The organism is Mycobacterium sp. 852002-30065_SCH5024008, from assembly GCF_001665645.1.
GTDB lineage: Bacteria > Actinomycetota > Actinomycetes > Mycobacteriales > Mycobacteriaceae > Mycobacterium > Mycobacterium paraffinicum.
Genome location: NZ_LZSZ01000094.1, coordinates 1 through 15,572, shown reverse-complemented (window position 1 = coordinate 15,572; position 15,572 = coordinate 1). Strand labels below are relative to the sequence as shown.

General features: G+C 69.5%; 17 protein-coding genes and 1 pseudogene. 9 read left to right on the top strand and 9 right to left on the bottom strand.

Annotated features, from left to right (window positions below):
• Together A5781_RS12910 and A5781_RS12905 are read left to right on the top strand one after the other, a co-directional pair.
• Positions 1-315, top strand: a pseudogene (locus A5781_RS12910) (hypothetical protein); the annotation flags it as partial.
• Between the two features lie 67 nt (positions 316-382).
• A complete protein-coding gene (locus tag A5781_RS12905; RefSeq protein ID WP_067206121.1) occupies positions 383-796 on the top strand; it encodes a hypothetical protein in 414 nt (137 codons plus the stop codon).
• 3 nt (positions 797-799) lie between these two features.
• Here A5781_RS12905 and A5781_RS12900 read toward each other — a convergent pair whose 3' ends face one another.
• Positions 800-1,465 (bottom strand): DUF3060 domain-containing protein, encoded by a 666-nt coding sequence (locus tag A5781_RS12900; protein ID WP_067206117.1) that lies wholly within the window; start codon positions 1,463-1,465, stop codon positions 800-802.
• Between the two features lie 56 nt (positions 1,466-1,521).
• Here A5781_RS12900 and A5781_RS12895 point away from each other — a divergent pair, with 56 nt between their 5' ends.
• Positions 1,522-2,541, top strand: coding sequence for an NADP-dependent oxidoreductase (locus tag A5781_RS12895; RefSeq protein ID WP_067206114.1), 1,020 nt, complete (start codon positions 1,522-1,524; stop codon positions 2,539-2,541).
• 155 nt (positions 2,542-2,696) lie between these two features.
• A complete protein-coding gene (locus A5781_RS12890) occupies positions 2,697-3,527 on the top strand; it encodes a family 16 glycosylhydrolase (RefSeq protein WP_067206110.1) in 831 nt (276 codons plus the stop codon).
• Here the strand turns inward: A5781_RS12890 and A5781_RS12885 are convergent, their stop codons facing one another.
• Positions 3,528-4,970: a glycosyltransferase family 39 protein gene (locus A5781_RS12885; RefSeq protein WP_156624601.1), complete on the bottom strand. Its 1,443-nt coding sequence runs from the start codon at positions 4,968-4,970 to the stop codon at positions 3,528-3,530.
• Between the two features lie 128 nt (positions 4,971-5,098).
• Positions 5,099-5,326, bottom strand: a complete 228-nt coding sequence (locus A5781_RS12880; RefSeq protein WP_066947520.1) for a hypothetical protein — start codon at positions 5,324-5,326, stop codon at positions 5,099-5,101.
• A 106-nt stretch (positions 5,327-5,432) separates the two neighbouring features.
• Here A5781_RS12880 and A5781_RS12875 point away from each other — a divergent pair, with 106 nt between their 5' ends.
• The 3 genes from A5781_RS12875 to A5781_RS12865 are packed head-to-tail and all read left to right on the top strand — an operon-like array spanning position 5,433 to position 7,154.
• Complete coding sequence (locus tag A5781_RS12875; RefSeq protein WP_067206103.1) at positions 5,433-5,741, top strand: hypothetical protein; 309 nt, start codon at positions 5,433-5,435, stop codon at positions 5,739-5,741.
• 59 nt (positions 5,742-5,800) lie between these two features.
• Entirely contained in the window at positions 5,801-6,472 is a 672-nt protein-coding gene (locus A5781_RS12870; protein ID WP_067206100.1) for a GAP family protein, read from the top strand.
• A 10-nt stretch (positions 6,473-6,482) separates the two neighbouring features.
• Positions 6,483-7,154, top strand: coding sequence for a GAP family protein (locus A5781_RS12865; protein ID WP_067206128.1), 672 nt, complete (start codon positions 6,483-6,485; stop codon positions 7,152-7,154).
• Here the strand turns inward: A5781_RS12865 and A5781_RS12860 are convergent.
• A complete protein-coding gene (locus A5781_RS12860; protein WP_067206131.1) occupies positions 7,130-7,915 on the bottom strand; it encodes a hypothetical protein in 786 nt (261 codons plus the stop codon). The genes A5781_RS12865 and A5781_RS12860 overlap by 25 nt on opposite strands.
• A 28-nt stretch (positions 7,916-7,943) precedes the next feature.
• On the opposite strand from A5781_RS12860, the gene A5781_RS12855 reads away from it, so the two are divergent.
• Entirely contained in the window at positions 7,944-9,434 is a 1,491-nt protein-coding gene (locus A5781_RS12855) for a bifunctional phosphatase PAP2/diacylglycerol kinase family protein (RefSeq protein ID WP_067206097.1), read from the top strand.
• On the opposite strand, the gene A5781_RS12850 is transcribed toward A5781_RS12855, so the two are convergent.
• From A5781_RS12850 to A5781_RS12835, 4 genes are all read right to left on the bottom strand, one after another.
• Positions 9,431-10,822, bottom strand: a complete 1,392-nt coding sequence (locus A5781_RS12850; RefSeq protein ID WP_067206093.1) for an FGGY-family carbohydrate kinase — start codon at positions 10,820-10,822, stop codon at positions 9,431-9,433. The genes A5781_RS12855 and A5781_RS12850 overlap by 4 nt on opposite strands.
• Positions 10,819-12,219, bottom strand: a complete 1,401-nt coding sequence (locus A5781_RS12845) for a mannitol dehydrogenase family protein (protein WP_067206090.1) — start codon at positions 12,217-12,219, stop codon at positions 10,819-10,821. Before A5781_RS12845 ends, A5781_RS12850 begins: the two co-directional genes overlap by 4 nt.
• 20 nt (positions 12,220-12,239) lie before the next feature.
• Positions 12,240-12,554, bottom strand: a complete 315-nt coding sequence (locus A5781_RS12840) for a DUF732 domain-containing protein (RefSeq protein WP_197503820.1) — start codon at positions 12,552-12,554, stop codon at positions 12,240-12,242.
• A gap of 166 nt (positions 12,555-12,720) precedes the next feature.
• Positions 12,721-13,065 (bottom strand): DUF732 domain-containing protein, encoded by a 345-nt coding sequence (locus A5781_RS12835; protein ID WP_067206083.1) that lies wholly within the window; start codon positions 13,063-13,065, stop codon positions 12,721-12,723.
• 338 nt (positions 13,066-13,403) lie between these two features.
• On the opposite strand from A5781_RS12835, the gene A5781_RS12830 reads away from it, so the two are divergent.
• A complete protein-coding gene (locus tag A5781_RS12830; RefSeq protein WP_067206080.1) occupies positions 13,404-13,973 on the top strand; it encodes a hypothetical protein in 570 nt (189 codons plus the stop codon).
• A 210-nt stretch (positions 13,974-14,183) separates the two neighbouring features.
• Here A5781_RS12830 and A5781_RS12825 read toward each other — a convergent pair whose 3' ends face one another.
• Complete coding sequence (locus A5781_RS12825; protein WP_067206076.1) at positions 14,184-15,005, bottom strand: Ig-like domain-containing protein; 822 nt, start codon at positions 15,003-15,005, stop codon at positions 14,184-14,186.
• Positions 15,006-15,572: the final 567 nt, after the last annotated feature.

The following is a 15,572-nucleotide window of genomic DNA, read 5'->3' as shown; positions in this document are numbered from 1 at the left end:
TCAGATGTGTATAAGAGACAGGCCCCGACCGTGGTGGCCGCCCCGCAGCCGGCCCCGCCGGTGGCCGAGCAGCCGGCGCCCCAAACGCAGAAGCCGCCGCCGGCGGCACCGGTCTACCGCGCCCCGAGCCGGCCGGCCCCGCAGTACACGCCCCCGCCGGTCCAGCGGCCGGCTCCCGCACCGGCCCCGGCGGCCCCGCCGCCTCCGCCGCCCACCGCGCCCGCGCAGCCGCCGGTCACGATGTACCTGCATTTCCCGTTCGTCACGGTGCCGATTCCCATCACCCCGCCGGCACCGCCCCCGCCCGCGCCATAAGGGCGTGGCGCACGACCGCGACTGCGCGCACACTGGGCGGTGACGGCATGAGCGGCGAGGAGGTCGCGTGGGCGAATACGGTGCGTTCGGATTTGATCCCGACGAGTTCGATCGAGTGATCCGCGAGGGCAGCGAGGGGCTGCGCGACATGTTCGAGCGGGTCAGCAAGTTTGTCGCGGCGCCAGGAGCCCGGACCGGGTGGTCGTCGTTCTTCGAAGACGTGTCGCGGCGCCCCCGCCAGGAGCCCGAGACCACCGGCGAGGCCGGAGACGGTGTCTGGGCCATCTACACGGTGGACGCGAACGGCGGCGCGCACGTCGAACAGGTTTATGCGACCGAGCTCGACGCGCTGCGGGCCAACAAGAACAACGTCGACCCCAAGCGCAAGGTGCGGTTCCTGCCGTATGGCATCGCGGTCAGCGTTCTCGACAACGATTCCCCCGACGAGGAACCCGGCGAGGAACCCGGCGAGCCTTCCTGAGTCTCAGCCCTGCTCGACGACGTTCGAACTACCGGCGTTGCTGACCTTCGGCGTGCCCGAGTGGTAGGTGACCTTGTTGTTGAGGCCGGTGGCGTCGATGCTGTCGACGGCGTCGACGGTGACCTGGTTCTGCATGCCCGACACGGTGAGGCTCGCGCAGTGGCCGGTGATCACCACCGTGTTGGACACGCCGCGGACGATCACGATGTTGTCGTTGCAGGTGATCGTCCGGTTCTCGCCGACCCCGGAGACACTGATCTTGTCGCCCGGCGCCGGGGGCGGTGACGTCGACGGCCCGGGTGTTCTGGTCCGGGTGGTCGACGGTGCGGTACCGCCCGGGGGGATGTCGGTGATGGTCGGCGGGGAGCTGATGATCGAGCGGACACCGGAAAGTTGGTGGGCCGCGAAGGCGGCGATGCCGCCGGCGAGGGCCAGCATGCCGATGACGATGACCGTGCCCAGGATCCACCACATCCGATTGCCCGAGGGACGTTGCGGCGGCGCGCCGCCATAGGTCCACGCGGGCGGTGGCGGCGGAGGGCCCGCCGGCCCGGGCGAATAGGCCTGGGCGGCGGGCTGCGCGCTACCCGCTTCGGATGCCCGCGCCGCCTCGGCGAGCGGGCGCTCGAGTTCCCGGATCCGCTCCTCCGGGTCGTCGTTTGCTGCCATCGGTTGAATATGCCATTCCCGCGGCTGATTTCGGGCGGTTCGGTAGTTTCTGCATCGTGCCCGAGTTGCCGAACCGTCAGGTGTTGTTGCGTCGCCGCCCCTCGGGGCTTGTTCAGCCCGGTGACACCGAGCTGGTCACCACCGCGGCGCCCGAACCGGCGGAGGGGGAGGCGCTGCTGCGCACCACCTACGTGGGGATCGACGCCGCCGCCCGCACGTGGCTCGACGACCAGCCGAGCTACCTTCCGCCGGTGCAGCTGGGCGAGGTCATCCGCGCGGCCGGGATCGGCGAGGTGGTCGCGTCGCGCTGCGATGCCTATGCCGTCGGGGACGTCGTCACCACGCTGACCGGCTTCTCCGAGTACGCGATCATCCGCGACGACCTGTTCAGTACACCCATCCCGGGCGAGGACGACCAGCTGGCGATCATGTCGGTGTACGGGCCGACCGGCGCCACCGCCTATTTCGGGATGACCGACATCGGCCGGCCCAAGGCCGGGGAAACGGTCGTGATCTCGGCGGCCGCGGGCGCCACCGGATCGGTGGCGGGCCAGATCGCGAAGATCGCCGGCGCGCGGGTGGTGGGTATCGCGGGCGGGCCGGAGAAGTGCCGGGCGGTGGTCGAGGACTTCGGGTTCGACGCGTGTATCGACTACAAGAACGACGACCTCGCGGCGGCGCTCAAGCAGCACTGCCCGCGGCGCGTCGACGTGTACTTCGACAACGTCGGCGGGCCGATCCTCGACGCGGTGCTGGGCCGCTTGGCCCCGCGCGCCCGCGTCGTCCTGTGCGGCGTCATCTCCAGTTACCTCACCGGCGAGCACCCGGGGCCGGCCAACTACGTGAACCTGCTGTCCAAGACCGCCTTGATGCAGGGGTTCAACGCCCTGGACCAGTGGGGCCGCTTCGACGAGGCGTTCGCCGCGCTCCGGCAGTGGGAGGCCGAGGGCCGGCTCAAGCACCGGGAAACCATCTTCGACGGCATCGAATCGTGCGTCGACGCCCTCAACGGCCTGTTCACCGGAGTCAACATCGGCAAGACGCTGGTCAAGCTCAGCGAACCGGCTTCCCGCTGAGCCGGCACCCTTCTCCGCACGGAAAAACTCGCCGCCACGGGCCGGGTGTGGGCTGCGCGGCGCCCCGCCGCGTGGTTTCATAACACCGTTTGCAAAAGTTGCCTGGGGTGGCGGGCTTGGGTCGAAACACGGCTTTCACGATTGGTGGGTTGTAGATGGATCGTCGCAGCATGATGTTGATGTCGGGGCTCGGCATGCTGGGCGCTGCGATGCGCTTGCCGGGCGCCTGGGCCACCCCGCCGGCGCCGGAGGCGCCGCCGTCCGCCGGGCCCGGCGGCCCTTACATCTTCGCCGATGAGTTCGACGGGCCGGCAGGCTCGGCTCCCGATCCCGGCAAGTGGACGATCCAGACCTGGCAGGACGACGTCTTCCCGCCGGTCGAGGGCATCTATCGCGACGACCGCCAAAACGTGTTCCAGGACGGGCACTCCAACCTCGTCCTGTGCGCCACCCACGACCTGCTGAGCAACACCTATTACAGCGGCAAGCTGCGCGGCAACTTCCGGAGCATGATCAATCAGACGTGGGAAGCGCGGATCAAGCTCGACTGCCTCTATCCCGGCCTGTGGCCCTCGTTCTGGGGTGTCAACGAGGACCCATTGCCCGACGGCGAGGTGGACATCTTCGAGTGGTACGGCAACGGCCAGTGGGCCCCGGGCACCACCGTCCACGCGGCGTCCAACGGCAAGACCTGGGAGGGTAAGTCCATTCCGGGCCTGGTCGACGGCGGCTGGCACACCTGGCGCATGCATTGGGGCGAAGAGGGTTTCGAGTTTTCGCGAGACGGCGCCGAGTACTTCAAGGTCCCCAACAAGCCCATCCACGTCGCCGGCGGGGCTCCCGACGACTTCAGGTGGCCGTTCAACATTCCCGGCTATTGGATGACGCCCATGTTCACCCTCGCGGTCGGCGGGGTGGGTGCCGGCGATCCGGCGGCGGGTACCTTCCCCGCGTCCATGCTCGTCGACTACATCCGCATCTGGTGATCACCGCGTCGCTTTGAACACCTGCACCAGGTTGAACTGCCAGCGCTCGACGAGCCGGAAGCCCAGATCGTGCGGCACCGCGAAGGCGGGGGTCGCCCCGTAGCGCGGACCGGGCGGCAGCGCCGGACCCTGATCGTGGGCGGGCATCGACCCGTCGGCCTGTGTGATGATCCAGACCACGCGGCAACGGCTGAGCGGCGCGGCGACGACCTCGGGGATCAGGTTGGTGTCGAAGACGTCGTTGCGGTCGGTCGCCCGCTGCCACAGCGTGAGGTCGATCAGCTTGCGGTAGGCATCGGGGCGCGCCGCCATCAGGGGGCGCATCGGGGCGGGCATGAATGTCACGGTGTCGTTCACCAGCAGGCAATCGCCCGGTGCTGCCTGGGCGGTGATCAGATCCGCCACCTGGCTGTAGTCCATCCCGTATTTCGCGTACGGTTTTCGCTGCACCAGAAGGTAATTCGGGGCAGCGGCGACGGCGAAAAGAGTGACAATGGCCGCCGTCAGCCAGGGCCGGGCGGTCACCGCGGCGGCGCAGACGCCCAGGATGATCGCCATTCCCGGCGCCGTGAACGTCAGGTAGCGCGGGGTGTAGATCGAGTGCACCAGCGCCGAGTAGATCAGGATGGCCGCGGTCGGTAGGGCAAGCCACGCGACCGCGAGGGCCAGCAGTTGCCCATCGCCGGGCGCCAGTCGCGCGGACTTGCTGAGCCACAACGCAATAGCCCCCGCGATCACCAGCGCCGAGAGCGCGGCGAACGGGGGGCTGCGCTCGAAATACTGCTGCACCACCACGTCTTCCAGCGTCCGGCGACCGATCGGTGCGATCCAGCTGATTTGATGCGCCTGCCCGGCGACCGTCACCAAGAACGGCACCATGGCGCAGACCCCGGCGGTCGCCGCAATCGTGAACCGCAGCAAAACCCTTCGCGCACAACGGGACACGAGGACCAGCGTGAAGTGCGCCCCGACCAACAGTGCCAGGTACACGTCGACCGCAATCGACGAGATCAGGGCGGCGCCGTAGGCCGCCCACAGCCAACCGGAGTCGCGGCGGGCAGCGCGCACGAGCAACACCGTCAGCCACACGGCGGCCATCATCGACAGCGCGTAGGGGCGGGCCTCGATGCCGGCCCACGTCGCTCGCGGCAAGACGGCGCAGAAGACGCCCGAGGCCACCGCGACGGTGCGCGACGAGAACTGCTTGCCCAGCATTACGATTCCCGCGGCGGCGCCCCCGACGGCCAGCCCACTCGGCGCGCGCGACCAGAACTCGGTGGGCGGGAAAACCTGAAACCAGGCGTGCATGAGCAGGTAGTACAGGCCGTGCACGGCGTCGACATTGCCCAGCATCCGCCACAACTGGGCGAGGGAGCGACTGTATGCGGCCGAAATGGTGGCGGCCTCGTCGTACCAGAAAGACGGGCGGCCCGCGCCGCCCATGCTCACCGCCACGGCGAACACCCCGACCAGCAGCGGGTCCAGCCCGGCCGGGCGGCGAAGCGGGTTCCGCACGTCGCTATGGTGCCAGAAGCGGACCGCGAGCCCGCCGCTGGCCGACTACCTCCTGGTCAGTTCAGCAACCAGACGTGCCAGAACCCGTCGGAGCCCAGGCGGCAGTCCCAATGGGTGTACAGGTGGTCGTTGTGCGTGATCTCCACGTGCGGGGCATCGGCCTCGCAACCGGACTGGCTCGAGTAGTTGCCTTCGACCTCTACTTCGTCGGCACTGGCCACACCCACCCCCGTGGTGAGCAGCCCGGCAAACGCCAATAGGCCAGCGGCGCAAGCCATCTTCATCTGGACCTCCCCTTCGTAGCTGAGCCGACTATATCGACCGGCCCGGGCGCGGGATCGAAAATGGGGAATCCGGCAAACGTCCACCATTCGAACGTATGATCGATCGATGGGGCAGTTCGCGTCCATCGGGTACAACGGCCAACCGGTCCGGAGCCCGTTCCGGGTGGTGCGTCCGCCGATCACGGTCCTGGTGGACCTGACGGTGCTCTTCCCGCGCGAGCCACATCGCTCCGGCCGGTATCAGCCCAACGGGCTGCAGCTGCACAAGGTCGTCGAGGGCCTGCTCAGCTGCTGGGGCCTCTGTGAGCAGGGCGACTGGTGGGGGCTGGTGACCTACCCGGTCGCCTACGGCTCCCAGCGCAAAACCGTGACGCACTGGGTGCCTGCCTGGACGTTGCGCCGAAAGCCGTTCTGAGGGCGGCGCTTACGCCGGACCCCTGCGGCCGCGTCGGACCAATGCGATGATGGCTGCCCGTGGACGCAAGTTGGGGTTCGGTACTTACCAAGCTCATCGCGCTGGCGGCCGTCATCGCGCTCTCGCCGATCACGGTCGTTCCGGCGGTGCTGGTCTTGCACGCCCCCCGGCCGCGGCCGACCAGTCTGGCCTTCCTCGCCGGATGGGTGCTGGGGCTGGCCGCCCTCACCGCGGTGTTCGTCAGCGGCTCGGCGCTGCTCGGCGGCCTGCACAGGGCGTCACCGACGTGGGCGTCGTGGGTGCGGGTGGCGCTGGGGTCGGCGCTGATCGCGTTGGGCGCCTACCAGTGGCTGACCCGGCATCGGCACGGCAGCATGCCGCGCTGGATGCGGTCGTTCTCCACGCTCAGCCCGCCACGCGCCGGGCTGACCGGGGCGGTGCTGGTGGTGCTGCGACCCGAGGTGCTGATCATGTGCGCGGCGGCCGGCTTGGCCATCGGCAGCAGCAGCCTCAGCGCGGCCGGCGAGCTGGTCGCCGGGGCATTGTTTCTCGTCATCGCCGCGTCCACGGTCGCCATCCCGATCCTGGCCTATGTCGGCGCCGGCGACCGGCTCGACGATGCGCTGGAACGCCTCAAAGTGTGGATGGAGGAAAACCATGCCACCCTGCTCGCCGTCATCCTGGTCCTGATCGGTTTGATGGTGCTCTACAACGGGATTCGCGCCCTGTAGATTGCTGCCCATGGCAGGTAGCTGGGGCACCGTGCTCACGGGGCTCGTTCCGCTTGGGCTGGTCATCTCGCTGTCGCCGCTCACCGTCATCCCGGCGGTGCTGGTGCTGCAGGCGCCGCGGCCGCGCCCGAGTGGCCTGGCGTTTCTGAGCGGCTGGGCACTGACCCTCGCCGCGCTGACGGCGCTTTCCGTCACGGCCTCCCACCTGCTCGGCGGCCTGGACAAGTCGCCGCCGCGGTGGTCGTCGTGGCTGCGCGTGGTGCTGGGGTCGGCGCTGATCGTGTACGGCATCTACAAATGGCTGAACCGGCACGGCCACGCCGAATCGCCGGCCTGGATGCGCTCGTTCGCGACCATCACCCCGGCCCGGGCCGGGATCATGGGGGCGGTCCTGGCCGTGGTCCGGCCGGACGTGGTACTCATCTGCATCCCGGCCGGCCTGGGCATCGGCACCGCCGGGCTCGGCCTCGTCGGTGACTGGGTGGCCGCCGCGTTCTTCGTCGCCATCGCGGCGTCAAGCGTCGCGATCCCGATACTGGCCTACGCAGCGGCCGGCAGCCGTCTCGACGACACGCTCGCAAAGCTCAAAGACTGGATGGACCGCAACAACGCCGCTCTGCTGGCGGCGGTCCTGGTCCTGATCGGTGCGATGGTGCTCTACCACGGAATCGACGCCCTATAGCCGCCGTCGGTCAGGCCGGCCTCCTCCTCGAGTCGGTTGATCGCGCCGAAGGCGTATTCGCGGACCAACTCCCGGCCGTAGTCCCGGAGCATGCCCACGTAACCCTTCGCCGCCCACTGCCGGCAGTGACGCTCCTCGTGGTGCAGCACCCGGTCCAGGTCGAGCCGGCTCTGGACCGGCCTGCCGTCGGCGTGCACGTACCAGGCGTGCCCGGACTCGATGATGCGGCGAAGCCACCCGGCGGGGTCGGTGACGGCGCCCATGTTGACCATGAAGATGTCGCCCCACGTGGTGCCGGCCCGCCGGCAGAACTGCCGTTGGATCCAGTTGCCACCCAGGCCCATGAGGATGCCGTTGGGCGTCGTCACTAGGCACCCGCCGTTGCGGTCGACGAACCCGACGTCGCGGGTGTAGGCCCAGCTATTTGCCTTCTGCCGCAACATGATCCGTGTGACTTCCGCCGCGCTGTAGGGTGTCGGGCGGAAATCGGTGCGCCACGCCCGATTGCTGCCGTAGCCGGTGCCCGCGTTCAGGATGTAGGTGCTCAGCACCGCCGCGCGGGCGTCGTCACCGCTGGTGCCCCGGGGCAACAGGAAGAAGGATTTGCCGTCCGGATCCTTGATCTCCGCCAGCCGCCCGAGCGATCGAAAGGCGTCCGGGACGATGGCGTGCCGCCGGGCGATCTCCGCGACGACGTCCGGGGCGACGCCCTGCCGTGCGGCGTTGTCCCGCCATGCCTCGAAGTAGCCCGGTGCGTCCATGTCCGCCAACCAATTTAGGGTGTAGCGAATGAACTGGCGGCCCAGGCGACGCGCACGCGGCATCGAACAGATCACCCGGGGGCTCGGCACCCTGGACCGAGAGATCTTCGACGCGATCGCCGAGACCGACACCCCGCTGCTCGACATGGTCATGCCACCGCTGACCCGGGCGGCCGACAACTCGAAGCTGTGGTTCGCCATAGCCGCGGCCATGATGGCGTCGGGAAAGCCGAGCGCCCAGCGCGGCGCGACCCGCGGCGTCGTGACGCTGGCGGCCACCAGCCTGGTCACCAACCAGGTCGCCAAACGCATCCGCCGCCGCCCGCGTCCCGGGTACGAATTGGTGCCGCTGGTCAGGCAGGTCCGCCGCCGGCCGACGTCGAACTCCTTCCCGTCGGGGCACTCCGCCAGCGCGGCCGCGTTCGCCGTGGGGGTCGGTTTGGAGAATCCGATGCTGGGCTTCGGGCTGGCGCTGCTGGCGGGGCTGGTCGGGCTGTCGCGGGTGGCGACCGGCGCACACTACCCGGGCGACGTCGCCGCCGGCTTCGGCATCGGGGCTGGCCTGGCGGTGCTGGGCGGTCGGCTCGTCCCGCCGATCGTCGAGACCGCCCTGCCCAAGACCGAACCGCTGCGGATCGAGACGCCCGAACGGCCCGACGGTTCCGGGGTGGTGCTGGTGATCAATCCCGAATCGGGCAGCGGCACCGGGGCCCGCGTCGTCGACGAGGTACGCGAGGCGCTGCCGAAGGCGGACATTCGTGAACTGGGCCCCGACGACGACCCTGCGGACATCTTGCGCGACGCGGCCGCGGGCGCCGAGGTGCTTGCGGTCGGCGGCGGCGACGGCACGGTGGCGGCCGCGGCGGGGGTGGCCATCGAGGCCGGGCTGCCGCTGGCGGTGTTTCCCGCCGGCACGTTCAACCACTTCGCCAAGGACATCGGCTGCGACACGGTGGCCAAGACGGTCGACGCGATCCGCCGCGGCAGCGTGTCGTGCGTGGACCTGGTGTGCCTCAACGAAAGCCAGATGGTCCTCAACACGGCGAGCATCGGGGCCTATCCGACCTTCGTGCAGCAGCGCGAGAAGCTGGAGAAGCGCATCGGCAAGCCGCTGGCGGGTCTGTACGCGATGCTGCACACGCTGCGTAAAGACCAGCCCGTCCGCATCTCGTACGACAACAAGACGTTGCTGACGTCGCTGTTCTTCCTCGGCAACTCGCTGTACCTGCCGACCGGGTTCGCCCCGTCGCGGCGGACCCGGATGGACGACGGCCTGATCGATGTCCGCATGCTCGACGCGGGCCGGCGGTGGTCGCGGACCAGGATCCTGACCGCGCTCGCGTTGGGGCGGTTGGAGCGCAGCCCGCTCTATCACGAGCTGCAGGTGCCGGAATTCAGCTTCGTCGCGGTCGACGGCCCGACGGTCATCGCGTGTGACGGCGAGGTCGGCGACGAATACGAGAAGGCCAGCTTCACCGCCAAATACCGGGTGCTTCCGGTGTTCCGCCCCTGCGACTAGGTCCCCTCGGTCAAGTCCCGCACCCGCGCGTAGCGCTCCAGCACCTCGGGTGCGGGGTCGGCGGTGTATTCGTCGGTCCGCGGCGGGTGCCAGCCGGGCGGTCGTGGCGATCCGCTCAGCGCCCACGCCGCCTGCCGCGCGGCGCCCATCGCGACGTACTGCGCGGGGGCCGGCACCAGCACGGGCACGCCCAACAGTGCGGGGGCGATCTCGCGCAGGGCGCGGGATCGCGCGCCGCCGCCGATCAGCAGGATGCGGCGCGTGACGACGCCGTGTGCGGTCAGGTGGGCCAGGCCGTCGGCCAGCGCGCACAGCAGCCCCTCCACGGCGGCCCTGGCCAGGTTGGCCGGCGTCGCGTTCGCAACCCGCAGACCGTGTAACGCGCCAGAGGCGTCGGGGCGGTTGGGCGTTCGCTCACCCGCCAGGTAGGGCACCAGGACCAGGCCCGCGCTGCCCGGCGGCGCCGTCAGCGCGAGCTCCGACAACTCGTCGTGATCGACCCCCAGCATCGCGGCGGCCGCGTCCAGCACCCGCGCGCCGTTGAGCGTGCACACCAGCGGGAGGTAGCGCCCGGTGCCGTCGGCGAATCCCGCGACGAAGCCGGCGTCGTCGCGGACCGGGTCGGCGGTGACCGCGGCCACCACCCCCGACGTCCCGACGGAGACGATGACGTCGCCCTCGTCGGCGCCGAGGCCCAGCGCCGCGGCCGCGTTGTCCCCGAGGCCCGCGCCGAAGACCCTTGCGCCATCGGTGGTTCCGCCCGAGGGTGTCAGCACGGTGGGCAGCCGCGGGCCGCGGCCGCGCAGCGCCAGCTCGAGCAGGTCGACGCGGTAGACACCGCTCGCGGCGTCGTAGTAGCCGGTGCCGCTGGCGTCGCTGCGATCGGTGGTCAGCGCCGCGATGTCGGTGTCATCGCGCAATCGCCACGTCAGCCAGTCGTGCGGCAGGCAGACGGCCGCCGTGCGGTCCGCGTGCCGCGGCTCGTGGTCGGCGAGCCAGCGCAGCTTGGCCACCGTGATCGCGGCCAGCGGCACGACGCCGACGGCTTGCGCCCATGCGTGTGGGCCGCCGAGCTCGTCGACGAGCGCGCGCGCCGCGTCGGCCGAACGCACGTCGTTCCACAGCAGCGCGGGCCGCACCGCCGCGCCCGCCTCGTCGAGGCACACCATGCCGTGCTGCTGCGCGCCGACGGCGACGGCCTCGACGCCGTCCAGTCCTCCCGTGGCCGCGATCGCCTCCCGGGCCGCGGCTTCCCATGCGGCCGGGTCGATTTCGGTCCCGTCGGGATGCGCGGCGGTGCCCTCGCGGACCACCTCGCCCGTGGCGGCGTCGCAGATCAGCACCTTGCAGGACTGCGTCGACGAGTCGATGCCGGCGACCAGCGTCATTCGCCGGCCCCGACGAGTGCCCGCAACGTGGCGCGCGCACCGTGCCGGCGCAGCGAATCCAGCGCCCACAGGTAGGGCTCGAGGAAGCGGGGTTGGTCGACGAGGTCACCGAAGACCGCACGGTTGGCGAGAAACGCGGCCGGGTCCTCGCGTTGGGAGCGGGCGATCGGGACGAGCGTGTCGGCGAGCCGGTCCACCACCTCGATCGGCTGGCCGTCCTCGTCGACGCCCTCGGCGTAGCGCGCCCAGCTGGCGACGATCGCCGCGGCCAGCCGCACCGGGCCGCCGCGCCGCAGATTGTCGGCGACCACCGGCAGCAGCCACTTCGGGATGCGGTCGGACGAGTCGGCGCACAACCTGGCGACCGTGTCGCGCACGTAGGCGTTGGCGAAGCGGGGGATGAGCCCGGCTTTGAAGTCGGTCAGCCCCGGGACGCGCACCAGGGTCGGCATCGCCTCGGATTCCATGTAGTGGTCCAGGAATTCGGCGATCAGTGGGTCCTGGGCGGCCTCGTGCACCAGCCGGTAGCCGGCCAGGTAGGCGAAGTAACACAGGCCCTGATGGCTGGCGTTGAGCAGCCGCAGCTTCATCGCCTCGTACGGCGACACGTCGTCGACCAGTTGGACGCCGGCCTTGTCCAGCGGGGGCCGGCCGGCGGCGAAATTGTCTTCGAGGACCCACATGGCGAACGGCTCGGCGACCACCGGCCACGCGTCCTGCACGCCGAATTCGGAGTCCAGCCGGGCGATCACGTCGCGAGTGGTGACCGGCGTGATCCGGTCCACCATCGAGTTGGGAAACGTGGTGTGCTCGCACATCCACTGCGCGAGTGCAGGATCGAGCCGCTCGGCGCTTGACATGAACGCGTGCCGGGCCACGCTCCCGTTCTCGACGATGTTGTCGCACGAGACGATCGTGGGGGAGGGCAGGCCCCGTTTCCGCCGCCGGTTCAGCCCCTCGGCCACCAGGGGGAACACATCGCTCAGCGGCGGGCGGTAGCCGCCTTCGGTGATGGTGAGCGAGATGATGCGGGTCGCGGGGGTGGCGAGCAGTTCGATTACCGCTTCGGGATCGTCTGGCGCGTAACGGAAGTCGACGATCGAGCCGATGACCCGCGGCTGCCGGGTGCCGTCGGGATGTTCGAGGACCAACGTGTAGAGGTAGTCCTGGGCGCGCAGCACGTCGCGCATGCGCCGGTCACCCGGCAGCACGCCGACACCGCAGATTCCCCAGTCCCGGGCCAGCCCCGCGCTGAGCAACCTGTCGACGTACGTGGCCTGGTGGGAGCGGTGGAAGCCGCCGACACCGAAATGCACGATGCCGACGCCTATTTGGCTGCGATCGTAGGCCGGGACGGGGATGTTGAGGGCGCTCAGGTTGCGCGCGCTCAGCTCCATTCCCGGAACTTAGCTCACCGCTAAGCGTTAGGGCACAGATCGCGCAAGGCAAAAATCACGACGTCCGCGGCCTGGCGACCGTTGATCCCGCCGGTGCCCTGGTCGGCATCCGAACGTTGGATCGCCAAGCCCTCCAGCTGCTGCGGGGAGGCGCCCCAGGAGAGCTGTTGGCACAGGTCCGCGCCCATCTGCAACAGCGCGTCGTCGCCGCCGTTGACGGCGTGGATGCCGGCGTTGTGCAGGTCATTGATGAAGGCAGTCTGGTCGGCCCGCGCCGGGCTGGCCCAGCCTATCCCCGCGACCAGAAGTGGGCCCCCTATGAGGGCTGCGCCCATGAACCGGCCATAGGGCCGCTGTGCTGCCATCCGTGTTTCTCCTTCGTGCCGTGCCCGATCGCCGATGATGCACTTTTACACGAAAACACCGCGGAACACGCTGGGGAAGATGGATCCCGATGATGAATTGTCGGCAAAGACCGATGGCCGGCCGGCAGGACTTCGCTTAGGCGTCCGGGCACAAATCCCGCAAGGCGGCCTCGACGACGGCGTCGGCCTGCTGCGGGGTGATCCCGTGCGCGCCTTGCCTGCTGTCGGAGCGTTGCACCGCCAGGCCCTCGATTTGCGACGGGGGAGCGCCCCACGACAGCTGCTGGCAGACGCTCAGGCCCATCTGGACCAGCGCCGGGTCACCGCCGCTGACCGCGTGGATGCCGGCTTTGTGCAGGTCGTTGACGAAAGTGGTCGTGTCAGCCTGTGCCGGGCCGGCCGACATCACCCCGGCGACCAAGAGTGAGCCCCCCACCAGCGCTGTGCTCATGAATCGGCCGCAGAGCCGCTGTGCTGTCATGGCCCCTTCTCCCTGTCCGTTAACCCATTAGTTGCCTATTGTTCACCTCTATAGAACCTCCAGTACATCTCGTGTCGCCGGAAATTCCCTGTGAATGAGCTGCGCAAAATTTGGCTCAGCGCTACTCGAAGGGCCGCCCCCGCCCGGCGGGGCGGCCCCGTCGGCAAAGGCCTCTCACTCGTGACGCCCTTGTGACGTCACCATTTGGAAACGGCGCGGTGCGGCGCGTCCGGCGTTTCATGACGCGTGACGACAATTGGCTCGTCGTCGAAAGACGGCTATGCGGTTCTGCTGCACCAGATGGTTATGTGAGCGCGAATAAAGGAGAGTCGACGCTGATGGCGATCGTCGATCGGTTCAACATCAAAGTAGTTGCCAGCCTTGGGTTGTGCGGAGCCGCACTTGCACTGAGCCCGGATGCGGCGGCCGCTCCGCTTAAGACGGGCGGCTACGCCTGCATCCAGGGGCAGGCCGGCGAGGCCGGCGCGCCGTTGGCCGGCGGACCCGGTGCCGCCGGTGCCGGTGGGGCCGCGGCCGCGGGCGGCGCGCCGACCGCGGAGGTCTGCACTGCCAGCGCGCCACTGACCGACATGGCGGGTATCCCCCTGGCCGTGCCGGGCCCGTTGCCGGTGGGTGCTCCGCTGCCGGTGCCGTTGGGCGGACCGTTGCCGTTGCCGCTGGGTGCGCCCCTGCCGCTGGGTGCGCCGTTGCCGATCGCTCCGGTGGTTCCCGCCGGCGCTCCGCTGGTGGCCCTCGGTGGGCTGGCGGCCGGTGCCCCGCTCGACGCGGCCGCCGGGGCCCCACTCATCGACATGTCCGGCGTCAAGGACGCCCCCACGGGGCCGGCGCCGAGCGGCGGGCCCCAGCCCGGTCAGCCCGTCGCCCCCGGCCCTTCGGGCGCGCACTGATCACCCTCTCGACCGACAAGGACCCGCTGGCCGCCGCCAGCGGGTCCTTTCTTATCTGGCTTAGTCACTTCGGTCGTCGAGCGTGAAGCTAGTTTCACGGTCGACTGCGAGCGTGAAACTGACTTCACACTCGGGCGAGGGGCCGAGCGCAGAGGGGCCGAGCCCCAGCGAAAAGGTCTTGCGCTCAGGGTGGTTGAGTGGGGGCGCTCCTCAGGAAGGAGGCCGCTCCCAGAGGTCCTGTTTGACGATCACCGGGTCGCCGACGTTGACCGTGTTGTAGTACCACTCGGCGTCTTCGGGGCTGAGGCTGATGCAGCCGTGGCTGACATTCTCCAGCCCCAGTGACTGGACAGCCCATGGAGCGGAGTGCACGAAGAGGCCGCGGTTGGTGATCCGGACGGCGTAATCGACGTTGAGCATGTAGCCGTTCGGGTCGTCGACGGGAATGCCGACGCTGCTCGAATCCATAAGCACCGAGCGCTCTTTCGACAAGACGGTGTAGTTGCCGACCGGTGTCGGAAACTCGGGCCTGCCCATCGACGCGGGCAGCATGCCCTCTTCGCCGAAGTGGGGTCGGTGGTGCGGAGTGGGTGGTGGGGTCGCGTCGACTCCGTCGACGCTCACCTTGAAAGTGTGGTCGGTGATGTTGGCGACGCCGACGACCTTCGGGCCGGTCTTGAATTCCGTGGACCGGCCGTCGACCGCCAGCGCCACCGTGCTGTGCGCCGGCCAGTAGTGGTCCGGAACCCACTGCACGACCTTGTTGTCGAGCCACTCGAATTTGCCGGTCATCGCGGGCGTCGACTTGACTCCGATGGCGCGCTCGGCGGCGTGCCGGTTGGCGACCGGCGCGTCGAACGTCATCACTATCGGGTGCGCCACGCCGACCGTCGCGTCCCGCGCCGGCAGGACCGACGCGATGGTGAAGTCGTGCGGCTGGTTCGCCGCGGCCATGCTGGTGCCAGTCGGCCCCGCAACCACGCTCGCAGCGACCCCAACCACCGCAAGAACACACCGAACGTCCGCCCGCATGGCTCCGATTCCTTTTAACTGACAGAGTTGTAATAGGGATCGTAAACGGGCGGTGACCAGCGGAAGCGCAAGGGCGCGTTAGCATTTGGTCAAGCCTCGATCACATTTCGGCCACGGGGGTTTAGACGCGGGAAGTGGGCCTGCGCTGGGTATGCAGTCGGGCGGCATCGTCGGCGGCGAACGCCTGGTCAGCGGTTTATGGAGAGGCGAATACTCCTGCGGTCGCCGGCTGACCTGGATGGACCCCAACGGCGCTATTCGGCCGGGCCCGATATCAGCCCGAAGCGGCGTGAAGGGTGGCGCCGGTGGGCGCGACCGGAGCTACGGGATGGGCGGAATGGTCGGGATCGCTGGGATCCGCGGTATACGCGGAATCTGCGGTACCTGAACCGATGTCGGGGGGTTATCCGTCGACGATTGTGGCGGTGCCGGCGGTGACGTTGTGGCTGTTGACGCGGTGCTCGTCGGCGGCGGTGCGGTGGTCGTCGGTGGCGGTTCGGTGGTGGTGGGTGGCGGTTCGGTGGTGGTCGGCACGGGTTGGGTGGTGGTCTGTCTCTTATACACATC

Excerpts from the sequence above, each read along its gene's own strand:
- A5781_RS12890 (WP_067206110.1), top strand. The coding sequence starts at position 2,697 with ATGGATCGTCGCAGCATGATGTTGATGTCGGGGCTCGGCATGCTGGGC.
- A5781_RS12840 (WP_197503820.1), bottom strand. The coding sequence starts at position 12,554 with ATGGGCGCAGCCCTCATAGGGGGCCCACTTCTGGTCGCGGGGATAGGC.
- A5781_RS12885 (WP_156624601.1), bottom strand. The coding sequence starts at position 4,970 with ATGGGCGGCGCGGGCCGCCCGTCTTTCTGGTACGACGAGGCCGCCACC.
- A5781_RS12860 (WP_067206131.1), bottom strand. The coding sequence starts at position 7,915 with ATGGACGCACCGGGCTACTTCGAGGCATGGCGGGACAACGCCGCACGG.
- A5781_RS12825 (WP_067206076.1), bottom strand. The coding sequence starts at position 15,005 with ATGCGGGCGGACGTTCGGTGTGTTCTTGCGGTGGTTGGGGTCGCTGCG.
- A5781_RS12855 (WP_067206097.1), top strand. The coding sequence starts at position 7,944 with ATGAACTGGCGGCCCAGGCGACGCGCACGCGGCATCGAACAGATCACC.
- A5781_RS12900 (WP_067206117.1), bottom strand. The coding sequence starts at position 1,465 with ATGGCAGCAAACGACGACCCGGAGGAGCGGATCCGGGAACTCGAGCGC.
- A5781_RS12880 (WP_066947520.1), bottom strand. The coding sequence starts at position 5,326 with ATGAAGATGGCTTGCGCCGCTGGCCTATTGGCGTTTGCCGGGCTGCTC.
- A5781_RS12835 (WP_067206083.1), bottom strand. The coding sequence starts at position 13,065 with ATGACAGCACAGCGGCTCTGCGGCCGATTCATGAGCACAGCGCTGGTG.
- A5781_RS12875 (WP_067206103.1), top strand. The coding sequence starts at position 5,433 with ATGGGGCAGTTCGCGTCCATCGGGTACAACGGCCAACCGGTCCGGAGC.
- A5781_RS12850 (WP_067206093.1), bottom strand. The coding sequence starts at position 10,822 with ATGACGCTGGTCGCCGGCATCGACTCGTCGACGCAGTCCTGCAAGGTG.
- A5781_RS12830 (WP_067206080.1), top strand. The coding sequence starts at position 13,404 with ATGGCGATCGTCGATCGGTTCAACATCAAAGTAGTTGCCAGCCTTGGG.
- A5781_RS12845 (WP_067206090.1), bottom strand. The coding sequence starts at position 12,219 with ATGGAGCTGAGCGCGCGCAACCTGAGCGCCCTCAACATCCCCGTCCCG.
- A5781_RS12865 (WP_067206128.1), top strand. The coding sequence starts at position 6,483 with ATGGCAGGTAGCTGGGGCACCGTGCTCACGGGGCTCGTTCCGCTTGGG.